Here is a 19,166-nt window from a genome sequence, read left to right as displayed (position 1 = left end):
AGGCCGCATCCAGGTCTGCGCAACCCTTGCGGGAGCACAAAATCTCGCAAAAATGCTTGCATTCCGCGCATTGTTTCCTGTCATAATGTGCCAATCACCGGTCGCCGCATGGGACCGCGCTGAGAATCTTCAGGCAAGCCAGCCCACTACCACAGTGTCTCGTTAGGCCTCTACCGCCTCCCCCCTGGTTATCTTTACTCCACGCTTGGAGTCATTTCATGCACCTTAATGAACTCAAGGCACTGCACGTGTCTGAAGTCTTGAAGCAGGCCGAAGCGCTTGAGATCGAAAACGTCGGTCGCATGCGCAAGCAAGAGCTGATGTTCGCCATCATCAAAAAGCGCGCCAAGGCTGGCGAGCAAGTGTTTGCCGACGGTGTGCTCGAAATCCTGCCCGACGGTTTCGGCTTTCTGCGCAGCCCCGATACCAGCTACACCGCCAGCACGGACGATATCTACATCTCCCCCAGCCAGGTGCGCCGCTTCAATCTGCATACTGGCGACATGATCGAAGGCGAAGTGCGCATCCCCAAGGATGGGGAACGCTACTTTGCGCTGACCAAGCTCGACAAGGTCAACGGCAACCCGCCTGAGCAGAACAAGCACAAGGTGCTGTTCGAGAACCTCACACCGCTGTTCCCCACCCAGCAACTGCGCCTGGAACGCGACATCAAGGGCGAGGAGAACATCACCGGCCGCATCATCGACATCATCGCGCCCATCGGCCGCGGCCAGCGCTCGCTGATCGTCGCCCCGCCCAAGAGCGGCAAGACGATGATGATGCAGAGCATCGCCCACGCCATCACGGCCAACCATCCCGACGTGCACCTGATGGTGCTGCTGGTGGACGAGCGCCCCGAGGAAGTGACGGAAATGCAGCGCTCGGTCAAGGGCGAGATCATTGCCTCGACCTTCGACGAGCCAGCCACGCGCCACGTGCATGTGGCCGAGATGGTCATCGAGCGCGCCAAGCGACTGGTGGAGCTGGGCAAGGACGTGGTCATCCTGCTGGACTCCATCACCCGCCTGGCCCGCGCCTACAACAATGTCGTGCCCTCCTCGGGCAAGGTGCTGTCGGGCGGCGTGGACTCCAATGCGCTGCAGCGCCCCAAGCGCTTCTTCGGCGCGGCGCGCAACGTGGAGGAAGGCGGCTCGCTGACCATCATCGCCACGGCCCTGGTGGACACCGGCAGCCGCATGGACGAAGTGATCTTCGAAGAGTTCAAGGGCACGGGCAACAGCGAGCTGCACCTGAACCGCCGCCTCTATGAAAAGCGCGTGTTCCCGGCCATCGAGCTCAACAAGAGCGGCACCCGTCGCGAGGAATTGCTGCTGGCGCCCGAGATCCTGCAGAAGACCCGCATTCTGCGCCAGTTCATGTACAACATGGACGAGATCGAATCCATGGAACTCATGATCAAGAACATGAAGGCCACGAAGAACAACGTGGAATTCTTTGACATGATGCGCCGCGGCGGCTGAAACCGCCGGCTTTCACACGCCAAGCCCTCCATTGCTATAATGGGGGGCTTTTGCGCGACACGTTTGTCGCTTTGCTGTGACGGTTGAGCCTCTGAAAACCGTACAACCAGACCTCCCAAGGGGTCTGGTACGAGGCACATTCTTCCCATCAGGCTGTACCCCACTGGGGGCAGTCCAGTCTCTGGCTCCGAACTTCGGCAGCCTCATCCGCTTGGCTATTCCTGCAATAGTCCGGCGTAGCCGTGGTCACGTGCAATGCACGCCCCGGCCGTATCACACTGACCGCCACAAGCGGACATTTCAAACAGAAATCCTTCATTGGAGGACTTCTTGCGTGCATACGATTTGACTGACGGAAGAACCGCAGAGTGCAACTCTGACCTGCCTTGTCATGCTTTCCAGCAATGGGATGCCATGACCTTGTGTGCGACCACAAGTAGCCTACGGTGACGTGCAAGACCAGTAATGGCCTTGTGCGAAGCTCACCCGACAACGCGACCCCACTTAGGTGGTGGATTTCAACCGCAAGGTGAACTCCAGACTCTGCCAGCAGAAAGGTGGATGAGGCGCCAGGCTAGTTCCGCATGGGCAACAGAAGGTGAATCATCGTTTGAACCTGGGTAACCATTGAATGGCCAAATCTGCTGATAAGCCATAACCAAAAGGTACGTTGTAGGCATCATTTGTAGAAGCTAAATGATCGTCGCCATCCATACAACTCCAGGAAAGATGAGTCCTAACCGGATAGACATGCAGCGATGCGAATCGCCCATGTCGGCAAGTCAGGGAACGTGGTAAGCCCCACTGTCCGCCAGCACGCGCAAGCGTGCTGGCAGGGAAGCCGCAAGGCGACCTGTTGGATGAGGGGGTATGGGATGGTGGAAAAAGCGAATGGCTGCCTGTAATGGGTGGCATAGGGCACTTGTCCTGACGCGAAAGCGTGCCCACTTCCACTTGGTGCAACCGTCGCTCGCGACTGCATTTGTTTAAACCTAGCCCGAAGGGATTGTGCGTATCCCTTCGGGGAGACGTGCGTCCTTCTGAGGGGTCAACTCGGTAGGAGGAAAGCATGAGAAAACTCACCGGCGACGGCGAATCTGCGTCCTCACGCGAACCGCAAGACTGGCATGCCATCGATTGGCATCGTGTCGAGCAGTTTGTGAGAACGACGCAGCAACGCATAGCGAAGGCAACGCTGGACAAGGATTGGCGCAGGGTGAAAGCTTTGCAACGGTCTTTAAACCACTCGTTTTCCGCCAGGGCTCTGGCGGTAAGACGTGTAACTGAAAACCAAGGCAAGCGAACGGCGGGAGTCGATCGCCAGCTTTGGGATTCTCCTGCCCTGAAACGGGCGGCGATTGATCGGTTGAAGCAGCAACGGGGATACAGGCCCAAGCCCTTGCGGCGGGTCTATATCCCCAAATCCAACGGAAAGGAGCGCCCTCTGGGTATTCCTACGATGCTGGATCGGGCCATGCAGGCGCTACACCTGCTTGGACTGGAGCCGGTGGCGGAAACCACGAGCGATCCAAATAGCTACGGCTTCAGGAGAAATCGCTCTACGGCAGATGCCATGGGCCAGATATTTGTTTGCACATCCCAGAAAGCTTCGGCTCCATGGGTGTTGGAGGCAGATATTCGAGGCTGTTTCGACCATATCAACCATGAGTGGCTGGTGCGTCACGTTCCTATGAACAAGACAATCCTGCGCAAATGGCTAAAAGCCGGGGTGGTCCACCAGGGCCGCCTCTCGCCAACCGAGGAAGGGACGCCGCAAGGCGGCATCATCTCGCCAACCTTGGCGAATATGTGTTTGAACGGGCTGGAGTCCAACCTGACGGCGCACTTAGTTGCGCAACACGGGAAGACGAAGGCAGCGAAGCTAAAAGTCAATGTGATCCGGTACGCCGACGACTTCGTGATCACCGGCAACTCGCAAGAGTTGCTGGAAACCGAAATCAGGCCGTGGACAGAAGCCTTCCTCGCACAACGAGGACTGCAACTGTCGCCGGAAAAGACCAAGGTCGTACACGTGGACGAAGGCTTTGATTTCCTGGGATGGAACTTCCGCAAATACAAAGGGAAGCTCTTGATCAAACCGAGCAAGAAGAACGTGAAAGCGTTCTATCGCAAGGTCAGTGAAATCGTGAAAACGCATCTATCGGTGAAGCAGGAGATTCTCATTGCCAAACTGAATCCAGTTCTTCGGGGCTGGGCGCAGTACCACCAGCCGGTGGTGGCCAAAGAGACTTTCAGTCGGATGGACAGCCTGATCTACTGGCGCCTCGTGCGCTGGACGAGACGGCGGCATCCGAATAAGTCCCGGCCCTGGTGCAAAAGCCGTTACTGGCAGCGCATCAAGGACAGGGACGAGTTTGCTGCAACCGTGAAAACGGCAGACGGCCCGCTCACGACCAGACTGTTGAAGCTTGTGGATACAGAGATCGTGAGGCACGAAAAGATCAAGGGGGACTACAACCCCTTTGACCCGGCCTGGGAGGTGTATGGCGAGACGTTGCGGACGAAACGCATGTTGAAAAACATGGCGTACCAGTACGAAACGTCGATGTTGTACATCAGCCAGAACGGGCGTTGCGCACTTTGTGCAGAGCCATTGGAAGAAGGCGAGCGCTGGCACGACCACCACATTGTTTACAAAGTGGCGGGCGGGTCGGACAGCCTCTCGAATCGGGTGCTGCTGCATCCGGTCTGTCACAGACGACTGCACGCCTTGAGTTTGCAGGTAGCGAAACCGGCCTCTCAAAGGCTTCGAGTACAGCAAAAAAAGACGCTATAAGGTAGAATGCGCGTTTGCTGGAAATGTTGTGCTTGAGCCGGATGCGGTGAAAGTCGCAAGTCCGGTTCTTAGGGGGGGATGGTTCAGCAATGAACTGTCTCTACCCGCCTCTATTGCGGAAAGTACGCCTGATTCATGACTGCTACAAGGGTTGTAGCAGGTTGGGCACGGCTACCGCACTTGACCAAAGGAAGATCATGAAAGAAGGCATTCACCCCAACTACCGCGAAGTTCTGTTCGTGGACCTGTCCAACGGCTTCAAGTTCGTGACACGCTCGTGCGTGAACACCAAGGAAACCGAGACCTTCGAAGGCAAGGAATACCCTCTGTTCAAGCTGGATACCTCCTCTGAATCGCACCCCTTCTACACCGGCACGCAAAAGTCGGTGGACAACATGGGCGGCCGCGTGGAAAGGTTCCGCAACCGTTTCGGCAAGAAGTAATCCCCGCTTTCTTGCAAGGTCAGGGCAGCCCGGGCAACCGTGCTGCCCTTTCTTTTGCCTCGCCAGCGACGGCCTCACGGCCTTTGGAATGCATTTAGATGAGCAGGCCGCGCTTGCCCGCAGGGCTTTCCAGGCCGGTTTGCTGGTAAAAAGCAGCACTGCCCCCAACGCCCATTGAACAGGAATTTTTCGTGAACCAGCCTACGCCAGCCATCGTTGCCCAAAGCGCCGTACGGCGTCTGCCGCGCTGGTCGCTGCTGCTGCTGTGCCTGGCCTATGTGGTGCCCGGCTTCGTGATGCGCGGCCCCTGGCGCTCGGCCGACATGGAAGCCTTCGGCTACATGCGCGAGCTGGCGCAGCACCACACCTCCTGGTTCAAGCCCGCCATCTCCGGCCTGCTGCCGACATCCGATGGCCTGCTCCCCTACTGGCTGGGTGCGGTCGCGCTGCAGTGGCTCGAATCGCTGCTGGGGCCCGAGCTGGCGGCACGCCTGCCTTTCATGGGGCTGCTGGTCGTCACGCTGGCCGCCACCTGGTGGGGCGCCTACTATCTGGCGCGCACGCCCGGCGCGCAGCCCGTGGCATTCGCCTTCGGCGGGGAGGCGCAGCTGACGGACTATGCGCGCGCCATGGCCGATGCGGCACTGCTGGCGCTGGTGGCCTGCCTGGGGCTGGCCCAGCTTTCGCATGAAACCACCAGCTATGTGACCCAGCTGGGCTGCACCGCGCTGCTGTTCTTTGCCGCGGCAGCCATGCCCTATCACCGCTTCAAATCGGGCCTGGCCATGGTGCTGGGCATGCTGGGCCTGGCGCTGAGCGGCGCGCCCACGCTGGCCATGCTGTTCGGCCTGGGCGGCGCGGGCATGGCGCTGAGCCAGCAAAGCTGGGGGGACTCCAGCGGGCGCAACATGCGCCAGGCCCGCCTGTGGAGCCTGGCATGGCTGGTCATGACGGCCATCTGCGCCCTTCTGATCACCCGGTGGAATCTCTGGGCCTCGCATCTGGCCAACAATGTCAAGGACTGGGACAGCCTGCTGCAGTTGCTGCTGTGGTTCTGCTGGCCCGCCTGGCCCCTGGCGCTGTGGACCCTGTGGGTCTGGCGCAGGCAGATTGCCCGGCCGCAATACAACCCCCACCTGGCGGTGTCATTGTGGTTTGCAGGCGTGCCACTGGCCGCCTGCCTGATCAGCCAGCCTGCGGATCGTGCGCTGCTGCTGGGACTGCCGGCCATTGCCACCCTGGCGGCCTTTGCGCTGCCCACCCTGCGCCGCAGCATCAGTGCACTGATCGACTGGTTCACGCTGCTGTTCTTCAGCATTTCGGCCATCGCCATCTGGGTGGTCTGGCTGGCCGTGCAGACAGGCACGCCGGCCAAGATCGCGGCCAACATCACCCGTCTGGCGCCGCAGTTCAGCGCCAGCATTTCCTGGCCGACCGTCCTGGTGGCACTGGCCGCCTCGGCCGGCTGGGTGGTGCTGGTGATCTGGCGCACCTCTCGCAACCGCGCCGCCATCTGGAAAAGCCTGGTGCTGCCCGCAGGTGGCGCCACGCTGGGCTGGCTGCTGATATCCACCCTGTGGATGCCGTTGCTGGACCATGCACGCAGCTATGCGCCGCAGATGGAACAGATCGCCACCCGTCTCGGTTCGGCCTCCGAAAGAGCCGACTGCGCACTGACATACGGCCTGGGCCGTGCGCAGATCGCGGCGCTGCGCTACTACACCCGGCTGGACACCCAGCTGCTGCGCCAGTCCCGCCCCGGCCAGTGCCAGTGGCTGGTGGTGGATGCCGACCGCTGGGCCGATCCGCACAGCCAGCCGCTGCGCACGCAATGGACCGAAGTGGCTCGCGTGGCCCGACCGACCGAGCGCAAGGAAGCCCTGGTCCTGCTGCGCCGCGCCAGCGCCCCCGCGGCGCAATGAGCCGCCCCACGACGCGCCACGAGCTGGGCCATATCGGCCGCCATGCCCTGACCGTGCTGGCCGGCCAGTTGGCCGTGATGGCTTTCGGCACCACGGACACCATTGTGGCCGGCCGCTATTCCGACGATGCCGTGGCGGCCCTGTCCGTGGGCGCCGCCATTTTCGTGAGCGTCTATGCCTCGCTCATGGGCATCTTCCAGGCCCTGCTGCCGCTGTGGGCCGAGCAGCGTGGCGCCGGCCAGCCCCTGGCCATAGGCCGGTCGCTGCGCCAGTCCATGTACCTGTGCCTGGCCGCCTGCATCCTGGGCATGGCTGTCCTGCTGCAGCCCGATCCCCTGCTGCGCTGGACCCATGTGCCGCCCACTCTGCAGCAGGAGGTCAAGCGCTATCTGGCGATACTGGCCCTGGGCCTGCCGCCGGCCCTGCTGTTTCGCATCTACGGCGCCCTCAACCAGGCGCTGGGCCGGCCGCAGTTGGTCACGGCACTGCAGCTGGCTTCGCTGCTGCTGAAGATTCCGCTGTCCATCTGGCTCACCTTCGGCGGCCTGGGCATGCCGGCCATGGGCGCCGCAGGCTGCGCCTGGGCCACGCTGGCGGTGAACTACACCATGTTCGGCATCGCGCTGCGGCTGACGCGCCGGCAGGCTTTCTATGCGCCGCTGGCGCTCTGGCAGCGCATGGAACGGCCCGACTGGCCGCTGCTGGCCCGCTTTACACGCCTGGGCATTCCTGCGGGGCTGGCCATTCTGGTGGAGGTGACGTCGTTCACGCTCATGGCCTTGTTCGTTTCGCGCCAGGGCACGCTGGCTTCGGCCAGCCACCAGATCGCGGCCAATCTGGCAGCCATCTGCTACATGGTGCCGCTGTCCCTGGCCATTGCCGCCAGCGCGCGCGTGAGCTTCTGGCGCGGCGCTGCCAACGAAGTGCTGGCGCGCAAGCTGATTGCACAGTGCTTCTGGCTTGCAGCACTTATGGGTATTGCGTTATCAGCTACGCTCTTCATAGCACGCGAACTGATTGCCGGCCTTTATACCAGCTCTCCCCAGGTGATTGCCCTCACGGCCAGCCTGCTGGGCTGGGTGGCCATCTACCATGTGGCCGATGCCGTGCAGACCTTCTCCATCTTCGTGCTGCGCTGCTATCGCATCACCGTGCTGCCGCTGGTCATCTATTGCGTGCTTCTCTGGGGCGGCGGGCTGGCCGGCGGCTACTGGCTGGCCTATGCGGCGCAGGCCAGCCTGCACTGGAGCCTGGCGCAGGGCACGCCCATGCCGTTCTGGGCGGCCAGCGCGGGTGCGCTGATCGTGACGGCCATGGCCTTCAGCAGCATTCTGTACCGCGTGGTCAGAGCCGAGCCCTGACCACGCGGGCATGCTTCACTGCAGCTGCGGCGGGCGCAGGCGGGCGGCGGGAAACGTCACCGCAAACTCGGACCCCTGGCCCAGCGTGCTGCTGATGCTGAGCTTGGCGCCATGGCGCTGCAGCACATGCTTGACGATGGCCAGGCCCAGGCCGGTGCCGCCGGTATCGCGGGAGCGGCTGCGGTCCACGCGGTAGAAGCGCTCGGTGAGCCGGGACAGGTGCTTGGGATCGATGCCTGCGCCGGTGTCCTTGACGGCAAAGCGGGCCGAGCCGTCCTCCAGCCTTTCCCAGCGCACCTCGATCTGCCCGCCTGCGGGCGTGTAGCGCATGGCATTGGCCACCAGGTTGGAAAAGGCGCTGTGCAGCTCGGCACTGGCGCCGGCGATCTCGCCGGCTTCCTGCAGCGCCTGCGCATCGGGAAAGTTCAGCACATGGGGCTTGGCCTGCTTGCGCGTCAAGGCCGCAGACAGGCCGCGCGCTTCGTTCTCGCAGCGCTGCAGCAGCTGCGAGACAGGTATCCAGTCGCCCGTGCCCGGCAGCGGGCTCCCCTCGAGACGCGACAGCGTCAGCAGATCTTCCACCAGATGCTGCATGCGCTCGGCCTGCTGGGCCATCATGCCCAGGTAGCGGTTGCGCTCGTCTTCGGCCAGCGGCAGGTTCTGCAGCGTCTCGACAAAGCCCGCAAGCACGGTCAGCGGCGTGCGGATCTCGTGCGAGACGTTGGCAACGAAGTCGCGGCGCATGGCCTCGGCCTGTTCCAGCGCCGTCACATCGCGCGACAGCAGCAGCTTGCGGCCCTCGCCATAGCCATAGAGCTGCACCGACAGCTTGACCGGGCGCGAAGGCGTGTTCTCGCGCCCCTGCATGACCAGGTCCTGCGAAAAATCCTGCGCCGCGTAATAGGCGCTGAACTGCGGATCGCGCACCAGATTGCCGATGCTCTGCATCAGGTCGCGCTGGGCATCGATGCCGAACTGGCGCTCTGCGATCTGGTTGCACCATTCGATGCGCCCCTGGTCGTCCAGCAGCACCACGCCATTGGGGCTGGCCTGCAGGGCCGACAGAATGTCGTTGAGCCGCTGGTCGCCCTGCTGTACCTGCTGCACGCTCTGGCGTATCCAGCGCCGCATGCGCGTGCCGGCCTCGCCCCAGATACCCGAGAGATTGGGTACGGCACCCAGCTCGGACTGGCGCAGCCAGTGCAGCAGACGGGCAGCGTTCCAGCTGTCGACCAGCCACCAGATCCAGCCGCCGGCAAGCGCCCCGGCCAGTGCGGCCGCGCATTGGGAGGCCACCGTGGCGGGAGCACCCGAACCGGGTGCCATCAGCCGGGTCCAGGCAAACCATCCCAGCACCGCCGCTGCGATCTGGGATGCCAATAAGCGAAATCCGCGCCAGCCCATAGTTGCTTTCTCGATTTTTTTGGCTTGCCGGCGCGCCCGGCCCGGGCGTGTGCCGCCGGGCGGGATGCGCCGCTGCGATTCACACCAGAGCCTGGCCGCTGAAGCGGTAGCCGGCGCCGCGCACGGTCTCGATCAGCGAGCCGGCCACACCCAGGGATTCGCGCAGGCGCTTGACATGCACGTCCACCGTGCGCTCCTCGATGAACACATGGTCGCCCCAGACCTTGTCCAGCAGCTGCGCGCGGCTGTGCACGCGCTCGGGATGCTTCATCAGGTAGTTGAGCAGCTTGAATTCGGTGGGGCCGATCTTCAGCAGCTCGCCCTGCCAGCTCACGCGGTGGGCCGCGGCGTCCAGTACCAGATCGCCGATGCTGACCTTGTCCTGCACCTGCTCGGGGGCGCGGCGGCGCAGCACGGCACGGATGCGCGCCAGCAGTTCCTGGGTGGAAAACGGCTTGGTGATGTAGTCGTCGGCGCCCGCGTCCAGCCCGGCCACCTTGTCGGGCTCGTCGCCGCGCGCGGTCAGCATCAGAATGGGCACGGCCTTGGTGCGGGCATCGGCGCGCCACTTGCGCGCCAGCGCAAGGCCGCTGGCGCCGGGCAGCATCCAGTCGAGCAGGATGACATCCGGCAGCACGGCATCGAGTTCGCGCTGCGCCGAAACACCGTCCTCCGCCCAGACGGGCTGGAAGCCGTTATGCCTCAAATTGACCGCGATCAGTTCCGCAATCGCGGGCTCGTCCTCGACGATGAGGACCATGGGCATCTTCTTCATCCCTGGGTTGCCTCCTGTTTACAGCACTGCGGATTCGATATCCGCCATGGTCTGGTGCCGCACGTCCTTGCCTTCGACCAGATAGATGATGAGTTCGGCCACATTCTTGGAATGGTCGCCGATGCGCTCGATGGCCTTGGCCAGGAACAGCAGGTCCAGGCTCGCCGAGATCGTGCGGGGGTCTTCCATCATGTAGGTGATGAGCTTGCGCACGAAGCCGTCGAACTCCTCGTCGATCAGGTCGTCCTCCTTGAGGATGGCCACGGCCGCCTTGGTGTCCAGGCGCGCGAACGCATCCAGCGTCTTGCGCAACAGCTCCGAGGCCATTTCGGCCGCGACGCGCAGATCGCTGGTGGGCAGCGAGCGGGCCGCCCCGCTTTCGATGATGGACTTGACCATGCGCGCCATCTTGCAGGCCTCGTCGCCCATGCGCTCGAGATTCGCCGTGGCCTTGGAGAACGCGATCAGCAGGCGCAGGTCGCGTGCCGTGGGCTGGCGCCGCGCAATGATGGACGACAGGTCGTGGTCGATCTCCACTTCCATCGCGTTCACGCGCTTTTCGGTGGCAATCACCTGGTCCACGGCATCGGTGCTGAAGCTGGTCAGCGCATAGACCGCCTGGCGGATCTGGGACTCCACCAGACCGCCCAGTTCCATGACGCGGGCGGAGACGCGGTTGAGTTCGCTGTCGAACTGACTGGAGAGATGTTTTTCTGTCATTGCGGTATGTCTTTCTCAATGATCCAAAGCACGGTACGCGGTGCATGAACCGGCCTGGCCCTGTCCAGAGACAGCGGCAAGGTTCGCCCCGCTGCGAGGCTGTCGCCCCCTTCAGGAGGCAGCCGCACAGCGGCTCGGGGAGTCATCCGAATCTGCCTGTGATGTAGTCCTCGGTTTCCTTGCGCTGGGGCTTGAAGAACATCTGCTCGGTATCGCCGAACTCCACCAGATCGCCCAGGTACATATAGGCCGTGTAATCGCTGCAGCGCGCTGCCTGCTGCATGTTGTGGGTCACTATGACCACGGTGTAGTCGTTCTTGAGCTCGGCGATCAGCTCTTCGATCTTGGCCGTGGAGATGGGGTCCAGCGCCGAGCAGGGTTCGTCCAGCAGCAGCACTTCGGGCTTGATGGCAATGCCGCGCGCAATGCACAGGCGCTGCTGCTGCCCGCCCGACAGGCCGGAGCCGCTTTGCTGCAGCTTGTCCTTGACCTCGTTCCACAGCGCCGCCTTGCGCAGAGCCCATTCCACGCGATCGTCCATGTCCGAGGCGTTGAGGTTCTCGAACAGCTTCACGCCGAAGGCGATGTTGTCGTAGATGGACATGGGAAACGGCGTCGGCTTCTGGAACACCATGCCCACCTTGGCGCGGATCAGCGCCACGTCCTGCTTGGAGGTCAGCAGGTTCTCGCCGTCCAGCAGGATCTGGCCTTCGGCGCGCTGCTCGGGATACAGCTCGAACATGCGGTTGAAGGTGCGCAGCAGCGTGGACTTGCCGCAGCCCGAGGGGCCGATGAAGGCCGTGACCTTTTTCTCGGGAATGTCGAGATTAATGTTCTTGAGCGCGTGGAACTTGCCGTAGTAGAAGTTCAGGTCGCGCACCGCCAGCTTGGAGGTGCTGGGAACGTTTTGGATGGTTGCAGTCATGGCTCTCTCGGATTACTTTTGGCGGGTGATGAAACGCGCCAGGATGTTCAGGCCCAGCACAGCCACCGTGATCAGGAACACGCCGGCCCAGGCCAGCTGTTGCCAGTTCTCATAGGGGCTCATGGCAAATTTGAAGATCGTTACCGGCAGGCTGGCCATGGGCTTGGACAGATCGCCATTCCAGAACTGGTTGTTCAGCGCGGTGAACAGCAGCGGCGCCGTTTCGCCGGCGATGCGCGCCACGGCCAGCAGCACGCCGGTGATCACGCCGGCGCGAGCTGCGCGCAATGTCACCATGGTGATGACCTTCCACTTGGGCGTGCCCAGCGCATAGGCTGCCTCGCGCAGGCTGGCCGGCACCAGGGCCAGCATGTTCTCGGTGGTGCGGATCACCACGGGAACGACGATCAGCGCCAGCGCCACGATGCCCGCATAGGCCGAGAAGCTGCGGAACTGGGCCACGACCATGGTGTAGACGAACAGGCCGATCACGATGGAGGGCGCCGACAGCAGGATGTCGTTGACGAAGCGCGTCGTGCCGGCCAGCCAGCTCTTCTTGTCGTATTCGGCCAGGTACACGCCGGCCATGATGCCGACGGGCGTGCCCACGAAAGTGGCCAGCGCCACCATGACCAGCGAGCCGAAGATGGCATTGGCAATGCCGCCGGCCTCGTTGGGCGGCGGCGTCATCTCGGTGAACAGGGACAGGCTCATGCCGCCCAGCCCCAGGCGGACGGTTTCCCACAGGATCCAGATCAGCCAGAACACGCCGAAGACCATGGCTATCATGGACAGGGTCAGCGCCACCTGGTTCAGGCGCTTGCGCCTGGCGTACTTGGCCGCGCGCACGCCGGCCAGCTCGGCCGCGTTGATCATTTTTGCGGAGGTCGTGTTCACGAGCGGGCTCCTTCATTCTTCTGCAGGCGGTTGAGCAGCACCTTGGACAGCGCCAGCACCACGAAGGTGATGAAAAACAGCACCAGGCCCAGGTAGATCAGCGATGCCTGGTGCAGGCCTTCGCCGGCCTCGGCGAATTCGTTGGCCAGGGCCGAGGTGATGCTGTTGGCGGCCTCGAACACCGACAGCGAGTTGAGCTGGTTCATGTTGCCGATCACGAAGGTCACGGCCATGGTCTCGCCCAAAGCGCGGCCCAGGCCCAGCATGACGCCGCCGAGCACGCCGGTCTTGGTATAGGGCAGCACGACCTTCCAGACCACTTCCCAGGTCGTCGAGCCCAGGCCGTAGGCGGATTCCTTGAGCAGTGCCGGCGTGACCTCAAACACGTCGCGCATTACCGAGGAGATGAAGGGAATGATCATGATGGCCAGGATGATGCCGGCCGACAGGATGCCGATGCCCACGGGAGGACCCGACACGAAGGCGCCCAGGTAAGGCACGCCGTTGAAAAGCGATTGCAGCGGCTGCTGCACATAGGTGGCGAGCACGGGGCCGAACACCATCAGGCCCCACATGCCGTAGACGATGGACGGCACGGCGGCCAGCAGCTCCACGGCTGTGCCCAGCGGGCGCTTGAGCCAGGCCGGCGACAGCTCGGTCAGGAACAGCGCGATGCCGAAGCTCACGGGCACTGCGATCACCAGCGCGATCAGCGACGTGGCCAGCGTGCCGTAGATCATCACCAGGCCGCCGTATTCGTTTTGGACGGGGTCCCAGACGCTGCGCCCCAGGAATGCCAGCCCGTATTCATGGATCGCCGGCCATGCGCCGAAGACCAGGGAGATCATGATGGCCAGCAGCAGGCCCAGTGTCAGCAGCGCCGCGCCGCGCGCCAGCGCGCCAAACAAACGATCCGCCATGCGGCCCGATAACAGGGGCCGGCGTGGCGGAGAAGGTATGCGCTGTGCGGTGGGTGGGGCGGACATGGCAGCCAGCGAGTGATCGGTAGGGCGAGGGGGCGACGTAGTGGACACGTTCAGCGCCTTTTTCACAACAGTTGAAGGCTTGGCAAGCTTTTTAACAGGTGCGCCGGCTGGCGGCGCACCTGTTTCAAAGATTACTGCAGGGCGATGGTCTTGCCCGAGCTGTCCTTGATTTCGTTCCAGGACTTGTAGATCACGTTCTTGACGGCTTCAGGCATGGGCACGTAGTCCAGGTCTGCAGCGGTCTTGTCGCCGGACTTGTAGGCCCATTCAAAGAACTTCAGCGAAGCCGCGGCCTGGGCGGGCTTTTCCTGATTCTTGTGCATCAGGATGAAGGTGGCGCTGGTGATGGGCCAGGAAGCCTTGCCGGGCTGGTTGGTCAGGATCTGGTAGAAGCTCTTGTTCCAGTCGGCGCCGGCGGCGGCGGCCTTGAAGGCATCGTCGTCGGGAGAAACGAAGTTGCCGTCCTTGTTCTGCAACTGGGTGTAGGTCAGCTTGTTCTGCTTCACATAGGCGTATTCCACATAGCCGATGGAGTTAGGCAGGCGGCCCACGAAGGCGGCCACGCCCTCGTTGCCCTTGCCGCCCGCGCCGGTGGGCCAGTTCACGGCCGTGCCTTCGCCGACCTTGTCCTTCCATTCGGCATTGACCTTGGACAGGTAGTTGGTGAAGCCGAAGGTGGTGCCCGAGCCGTCGGCGCGGCGCACGGGAGCAATGGGGGCGTCAGGCAGGTTCACGCCGGGGTTGAGCGCGGTGATGGCGGGATCGTTCCACTTGGTGATCTTGCCCAGGTAGATGTCGCCCAGCACATGGCCGCTGAGCTTGAGCTGGCCGGGAGCGATGCCCTTGATGTTGACCACGGGCACGATGCCGCCGATCACGGTGGGGAACTGCACCAGACCCTTCTTCTGCAGTTCGTCATCCTTCAGCGGCGCATCGGAAGCACCGAAGTCCACGGTCTTGGCATCGATCTGCTTGATGCCGGCGCTGGAACCCACGGACTGGTAATTGATCTTGACGCCGGTGGCCTTGTGATAATCGGCAGCCCACTTGGAGTACAGCGGAGCCGGGAAGCTCGCGCCGGCGCCCGTGGCCTCCTGCTGGGCCCATGCCTGGCTCAGGCCTCCAGCAGACAATGCACCAGCCACCAGAACATGAATCAAGGACAACTTCATGATGAACAGACCTCTTAGGGTTGAAAGATTCGATGGCTGGACTGTAAAAATGATTTATGACAGCGTTGTGACATGAAAATGGCAGCTGTCATTTTTTGCTGTTTGCGCTGGCCGTGCGGTTCCACGGCCGTGCCGGACGCCGCTTGCATGCGTCGCCAGGCCTATACAAGCCGCCTTTTTGACATCGACAGGACGCGCCGTCACACGGCTGTCACATCCGCTTCTCAGACTGGCTTGCCTCGTGGGCGCGCCCGGGTGGTACGCTGGCCGGGTACCCAAATGCCCTGGGCGGCCAGGGTTGTTTCAGAAGGCCCGCACATGCCACAGCCCCCATGCCGCATATTTGCCAGCCCATGCAAGCCGCCACCGCAGCAGCCGTCTGCCCGGATCACCCTGGATGGCCTGACGAACGGCTTGCACATACACAACAATAGAAAACCTGCTTTGATTGGCTTGGACCATGGTTCCTGAATCCCTGCTCGCCGCCGTAGATCTGGGCTCCAACAGCTTTCGCCTGGAAATCGGCCGCATCGGCTCCCACCAGCGCATCGAGCGCGTGGAATATCTCAAAGAAACCGTCCGCCAGGGCAACGGCCTCAATGCCAGGCAGGAGCTGACCCGCGAGGCCATGGAGCGCGGCTGGGCCTGCCTGGCGCGCTTCGGCGAGCGCCTGACGGGCTTCGCCGGCAGCCAGGTGCGCGCCGTGGCCACGCAGACGCTGCGCGAAGCCCGCAACCGCGCGGAGTTCGTGGAGCGCGGCAGCAAGCTGCTGGGCTTTCCCATCGAAGTCATCTCCGGCGAGGAGGAAGCGCGCCTGATCTACCGCGGGGTGTCCAGCTCCCTCACGCCCAGCCAGCAGCGCCGCCTGGTCGTGGACATCGGCGGCCGCTCCACCGAAGTCATCATCGGCCAACAGTCGCAGGCGCTGCAGGTAGCCTCGTTCCCCCTGGGCAGCGTCTCGTGGAGCGCCCAGTTCTTCGGCGACGGCGTGCTCGGCAAATCGGGCTTCGCGGCAGCCATCAGCGCCGCCAAGCAGCGGCTGGCCCCGGCCCGTGAAGCCTATCCCGGCACGGCCTGGGATTGCGCCTATGCCTCCTCGGGCACGGCCAATGCCGTGGCCGACGCACTGACGGCACAGGGCCTGGACGGCCGCATCATCACCCCGGCCAAGCTGCGCCGGCTGTACGAGCAGCTGCTGGACGCCGGCCATGTCGACAGGCTGCGCCTGCCCGGCCTCAAGGAGGACCGCCGCCCCGTGGTGGCCGGCGGCATCAGCGTGATGCTGGCGGTGATGGAGCTGCTGGAAATCGCGGAGCTGGAAGTGGCCCAGGGCGCGCTGCGCCAGGGCGCTTTGTACGATCTGCTCGACCATGAGCCGCCCGCCGACAAGGAAGCCGCCGAAGTGCTGGCCCTGCAGCAGGACTTCGGCGTGGACCGCGCCCAGGCCGAGCGCGTGAGCCGCATTGCCGGCGAACTGTGGCGCGGCATCCGCCCCGCCGAGGTGGGCGACGACGCCGCCCGCGCACTGCATACGGCCGCGCTGCTGCACGAGGTAGGCATGCGCATCGCGCTGGGCGACTACCACCGCCATGGCGCCTATATCACCGAGCATTGCAGCCTCGCCACCTGGGAGCCCACGCTGCGCCAGCGCATCAGCCAGCTGGTGCTGGGCCATCAGGGCAAGCTGCGCAAGCTGGAGGCTTTCATCGAGGAGCCGGGGCTGGCCCTGCCGCTGATGGCCCTGCGCCTGGCCGTGCAGCTGTGCCATGCGCGGCGCGATCCGCAGCTGCAAGGCATTGCGCTGGAGCGCAGCGGCGCCGAATGCCGCCTGAGCACGCCGGAAGGCTGGTCCCGCGCCTACCCGCAGTCGGCGCGCCTGCTGGAACTGGAAGCCGCCGCCTGGAGCAAGACACCCTGGAGCCTCAGGCTGCAGCTGCGCTGAGAATGGGCAGACGAAGAAAAAGGGGCACAAGCCCCTTTTTCCCATCGAAAGAGCTATCAAAAATGATAGCTGTGTGCGCCACTCAGACAATGTTTTACCAATGAATTCTTTGTAAATTCTCCATACGACAAGCGCCAGCCGCCTCTTTTTCAATAGCACCAGCGCCAGTTTCAGGCTGCGGCACCGTAGCGCTCCATCAGGGCCATCTGTGCGCCCTGCCCTTCGGTCGGGCGCGCGGGCTTCTGGTAGGTGCCGGCGGCGGTCAGCGTCCAGGCATCGCGGTCGTCATGCAGATAGGCCACCAGGCATTCATCGATGACACGCTGGCGCAGCACCTTGTCCTGCACCGGCCAGGCCAGCTCCACGCGGCGCAGCATGTTGCGGTTCATCCAGTCCGCGCTGGACAGGAACAGCTCCTCGTGCTCGCCCCAGGAGAAATAGAACACGCGCGAATGCTCGAGAAAGCGCCCGATGATGGAGCGCACGCGGATGTTGTCCGTCCAGCCCGGGCGCTGCGCCGGCAGCATGCAGGCGCCGCGCACGATGAGGTCGATGCGCACGCCCTTGCGCCCGGCCTCCATCAGCGCCGTGATCAGCAATTCGTCGGTCAGCGCGTTCATCTTGAGCACGATGCGCGCATGCTCGCCACGTGCCGCGGCCTCGGCGACCTTGGCAATCAGCTGCAGCATGCGGCTTTGCAGATGGAACGGCGCCATGACCAGGCGCTGCAGTTCGGGCATCTTGTTGTGGCTGGAGAGATGGCGGAACACCGCATCCATGTCCGCCGTGATCTGCGCATCGCAGGTCAGCTGGCTGATGTCCGTGTACAGCCGCGCGCTGCGCAGGTTGTAATTGCCCGTGGACAGGTGCGCATAGCGCTTGAGGTGGCCGGTGCGCTTTTCGCGCCGCGTGATCAGCAGCATCTTGGCATGGGTCTTCAAGCCCACCACGCCGTACACCACCTGCACACCCAGAGATTCCAGCTGCTCGGCCCAGTTGATGTTGGCTTCCTCGTCGAAGCGCGCCTTGAGTTCCAGCACGGCCAGCACTTCCTTGCCGCGGCTCACGGCCTCGGCCAGCAGGCGCATGATCTCGGAGTCCGAGCCGGTGCGGTAAATGGTCTGCTTGATGGCCAGCACCTCGGGATCGTTGACCGCCTCGCGCAGCAGCTCCAGCACGCTGTCGAAGCTCTCGAAGGGCTGGTGGATCAGGATGTCGTTCTTGCGCATCTGCGCCATGATCGAGCGCCCCGGATACAGCTGCTTGGGCCAGGCGGGCTTCCACTTGGGAAACAGCAGGGCCGGATCGTCGACCAGATCCACCAGCTGCATCTGGCGCACCAGATTGACCGGCCCCTTGACGCGGAACAGCGCCTGCTCGGGCAGCCCGTACTGCTCCAGCAGCAGGCTGGAGAGCATGGGCGAGCAGGACGAGGACACCTCGAGCCGCACCGCCTGGCCATAGTGGCGGTGGTGCAGCCCCTGGCGCAGAGCCATGCGCAGATCGCTGACATCCTCCTCGTCCACGGCCAGGTCGGAATGGCGCGTCACGCGGAACTGCGAGAACTCGGCCACTTCGCGGCCCGGAAACAGTTCGGCCAGATGTGCCCGCACCACGCTGGAGATGCTGACGAACAGGCGCTGCCTGCCCGAAATCTTTTCCGGCAGCCGGATCAGCCGTGGCAATGCGCGCGGCACCTTGACGATGGCCACCTCGTTGGAGCGTCCGAAGGCATCGACGCCATTGAGGCGCACGATGAAGTTGAGCGCCTTGTTGGCCACCTGCGGAAACGGGTGGGAAGGATCCAGGCCCACCGGCACCAGCAACGGCTGGACTTCGCGCAGAAAGTAATCGCGCACCCATTTGCGCTGCACCGCACTGCGTTCGCCATGCGAGACCAGCCGGATGGAATGGCCGGCAAACGCCGGGATGATGGACTGGTTGTAGAGCTGGTACTGGCGCGCCACCAGCTCATGCGCCCTGGCCATCAGCCGCTCGAAGCTGGTGCGCGTATACGGCCCGGTTTCGTCGCCTGCCTTGGCGGCGGATACATGGGCCGCGCAACGCACCTCGAACCACTCGTCCAGGTTCGAAGAGACGATGCACAGATAGCGCAGGCGCTCCAGCAAGGGCACGTCTTCCCGCTCCGCCCAGTTCAGCACACGCTCGTTGAAGGCCAGGATGCTCTGGTCCCGGTCCAGGAACTGCGGCAGCGCCTGGAGCGCCGCCACCGGCTCCGCGGCCACGGTTTGGACAGAAGGTTTGGGCAAGAAGGCTTCCCTCGGTGCAGACTCTTGCATTTCCACGGCCGTCGCCGGCAGCGGGCCCTGCAGCAGGCCAT

At 63.5% G+C, this 19,166-nt stretch carries 14 protein-coding genes; 6 read left to right on the top strand and 8 right to left on the bottom strand.

All coding sequences use genetic code 11. The features are described 5' to 3' along the window. The first annotated feature begins 218 nt into the window (after positions 1 to 218). The 5 genes from rho (at position 219) to Cte04_RS15930 (ending at position 8,004) form a co-directional block, all read left to right on the top strand. Positions 219 to 1,481, top strand: coding sequence for a transcription termination factor Rho (rho, locus tag Cte04_RS15950; RefSeq protein WP_066480393.1), 1,263 nt, complete (start codon positions 219 to 221; stop codon positions 1,479 to 1,481). Between the two features lie 1,069 nt (positions 1,482 to 2,550). Beyond that, entirely contained in the window at positions 2,551 to 4,278 is a 1,728-nt protein-coding gene (gene ltrA / locus Cte04_RS15945) for a group II intron reverse transcriptase/maturase (RefSeq protein ID WP_066480388.1), read from the top strand. Positions 4,279 to 4,475: 197 nt separating this feature from the next. Beyond that, positions 4,476 to 4,721, top strand: a complete 246-nt coding sequence (locus Cte04_RS15940; RefSeq protein ID WP_054257309.1) for a type B 50S ribosomal protein L31 — start codon at positions 4,476 to 4,478, stop codon at positions 4,719 to 4,721. Between the two features lie 191 nt (positions 4,722 to 4,912). Next, on the top strand, positions 4,913 to 6,643 hold the full coding sequence (locus Cte04_RS15935; RefSeq protein WP_066480386.1) for a hypothetical protein: 1,731 nt from the start codon (positions 4,913 to 4,915) through the stop codon (positions 6,641 to 6,643). Next, positions 6,640 to 8,004: an MATE family efflux transporter gene (locus Cte04_RS15930; protein ID WP_066480385.1), complete on the top strand. Its 1,365-nt coding sequence runs from the start codon at positions 6,640 to 6,642 to the stop codon at positions 8,002 to 8,004. The genes Cte04_RS15935 and Cte04_RS15930 overlap by 4 nt, the downstream gene beginning before the upstream one ends. Positions 8,005 to 8,019: 15 nt before the next feature. On the opposite strand, the gene phoR is transcribed toward Cte04_RS15930, so the two are convergent. From phoR to pstS, 7 genes are all read right to left on the bottom strand, one after another. Beyond that, complete coding sequence (phoR, locus tag Cte04_RS15925; protein WP_066480380.1) at positions 8,020 to 9,408, bottom strand: phosphate regulon sensor histidine kinase PhoR; 1,389 nt, start codon at positions 9,406 to 9,408, stop codon at positions 8,020 to 8,022. Positions 9,409 to 9,487: 79 nt separating this feature from the next. Beyond that, positions 9,488 to 10,183 carry a phosphate regulon transcriptional regulator PhoB gene (gene phoB / locus Cte04_RS15920; RefSeq protein ID WP_066480378.1) on the bottom strand — a complete coding sequence of 232 codons (696 nt, stop codon included), beginning with the start codon at positions 10,181 to 10,183 and terminating at the stop codon, positions 9,488 to 9,490. 18 nt (positions 10,184 to 10,201) lie between these two features. Next, positions 10,202 to 10,903, bottom strand: a complete 702-nt coding sequence (gene phoU / locus Cte04_RS15915) for a phosphate signaling complex protein PhoU (protein ID WP_066480374.1) — start codon at positions 10,901 to 10,903, stop codon at positions 10,202 to 10,204. Between the two features lie 142 nt (positions 10,904 to 11,045). Further along, positions 11,046 to 11,828: a phosphate ABC transporter ATP-binding protein PstB gene (pstB, locus tag Cte04_RS15910; protein WP_066480372.1), complete on the bottom strand. Its 783-nt coding sequence runs from the start codon at positions 11,826 to 11,828 to the stop codon at positions 11,046 to 11,048. A gap of 12 nt (positions 11,829 to 11,840) precedes the next feature. Further along, positions 11,841 to 12,704: a phosphate ABC transporter permease PstA gene (gene pstA / locus Cte04_RS15905; RefSeq protein ID WP_083526702.1), complete on the bottom strand. Its 864-nt coding sequence runs from the start codon at positions 12,702 to 12,704 to the stop codon at positions 11,841 to 11,843. Positions 12,705 to 12,721: 17 nt separating this feature from the next. Further along, complete coding sequence (pstC, locus tag Cte04_RS15900; protein WP_066480363.1) at positions 12,722 to 13,711, bottom strand: phosphate ABC transporter permease subunit PstC; 990 nt, start codon at positions 13,709 to 13,711, stop codon at positions 12,722 to 12,724. Positions 13,712 to 13,842: 131 nt separating this feature from the next. Next, the gene (gene pstS, locus Cte04_RS15895; RefSeq protein ID WP_066480359.1) at positions 13,843 to 14,883 is read right to left on the bottom strand and encodes a phosphate ABC transporter substrate-binding protein PstS; all 1,041 of its coding nucleotides are present in this window, start codon (positions 14,881 to 14,883) and stop codon (positions 13,843 to 13,845) included. A gap of 460 nt (positions 14,884 to 15,343) precedes the next feature. Here pstS and Cte04_RS15890 point away from each other — a divergent pair, with 460 nt between their 5' ends. After that, on the top strand, positions 15,344 to 16,825 hold the full coding sequence (locus Cte04_RS15890) for a Ppx/GppA phosphatase family protein (protein ID WP_066480357.1): 1,482 nt from the start codon (positions 15,344 to 15,346) through the stop codon (positions 16,823 to 16,825). A gap of 170 nt (positions 16,826 to 16,995) precedes the next feature. Here Cte04_RS15890 and ppk1 read toward each other — a convergent pair whose 3' ends face one another. Further along, positions 16,996 to 19,125, bottom strand: coding sequence for a polyphosphate kinase 1 (gene ppk1, locus Cte04_RS15885; RefSeq protein ID WP_083526701.1), 2,130 nt, complete (start codon positions 19,123 to 19,125; stop codon positions 16,996 to 16,998). Between the last annotated feature and the right edge of the window lie 41 nt (positions 19,126 to 19,166).

This window comes from Comamonas terrae, from assembly GCF_001544075.1.
GTDB classification, from domain to species: Bacteria; Pseudomonadota; Gammaproteobacteria; order Burkholderiales; family Burkholderiaceae_C; genus Comamonas; species Comamonas terrae.
Note: the sequence above shows the minus strand (reverse complement) of the source record. Positions and strands in the feature narration are given on the sequence as shown.

What these genes read in the sequence shown, in the direction of transcription:
- pstC (WP_066480363.1), bottom strand. Translation starts at nt 13,711, where the DNA reads ATGTCCGCCCCACCCACCGCACAGCGCATACCTTCTCCGCCACGCCGG.
- pstA (WP_083526702.1), bottom strand. Translation starts at nt 12,704, where the DNA reads ATGATCAACGCGGCCGAGCTGGCCGGCGTGCGCGCGGCCAAGTACGCC.
- phoR (WP_066480380.1), bottom strand. Translation starts at nt 9,408, where the DNA reads ATGGGCTGGCGCGGATTTCGCTTATTGGCATCCCAGATCGCAGCGGCG.
- Cte04_RS15940 (WP_054257309.1), top strand. Translation starts at nt 4,476, where the DNA reads ATGAAAGAAGGCATTCACCCCAACTACCGCGAAGTTCTGTTCGTGGAC.
- phoB (WP_066480378.1), bottom strand. Translation starts at nt 10,183, where the DNA reads ATGAAGAAGATGCCCATGGTCCTCATCGTCGAGGACGAGCCCGCGATT.
- rho (WP_066480393.1), top strand. Translation starts at nt 219, where the DNA reads ATGCACCTTAATGAACTCAAGGCACTGCACGTGTCTGAAGTCTTGAAG.
- ltrA (WP_066480388.1), top strand. Translation starts at nt 2,551, where the DNA reads ATGAGAAAACTCACCGGCGACGGCGAATCTGCGTCCTCACGCGAACCG.
- ppk1 (WP_083526701.1), bottom strand. Translation starts at nt 19,125, where the DNA reads ATGCAAGAGTCTGCACCGAGGGAAGCCTTCTTGCCCAAACCTTCTGTC.
- phoU (WP_066480374.1), bottom strand. Translation starts at nt 10,903, where the DNA reads ATGACAGAAAAACATCTCTCCAGTCAGTTCGACAGCGAACTCAACCGC.
- Cte04_RS15930 (WP_066480385.1), top strand. Translation starts at nt 6,640, where the DNA reads ATGAGCCGCCCCACGACGCGCCACGAGCTGGGCCATATCGGCCGCCAT.
- Cte04_RS15890 (WP_066480357.1), top strand. Translation starts at nt 15,344, where the DNA reads ATGGTTCCTGAATCCCTGCTCGCCGCCGTAGATCTGGGCTCCAACAGC.
- pstB (WP_066480372.1), bottom strand. Translation starts at nt 11,828, where the DNA reads ATGACTGCAACCATCCAAAACGTTCCCAGCACCTCCAAGCTGGCGGTG.
- pstS (WP_066480359.1), bottom strand. Translation starts at nt 14,883, where the DNA reads ATGAAGTTGTCCTTGATTCATGTTCTGGTGGCTGGTGCATTGTCTGCT.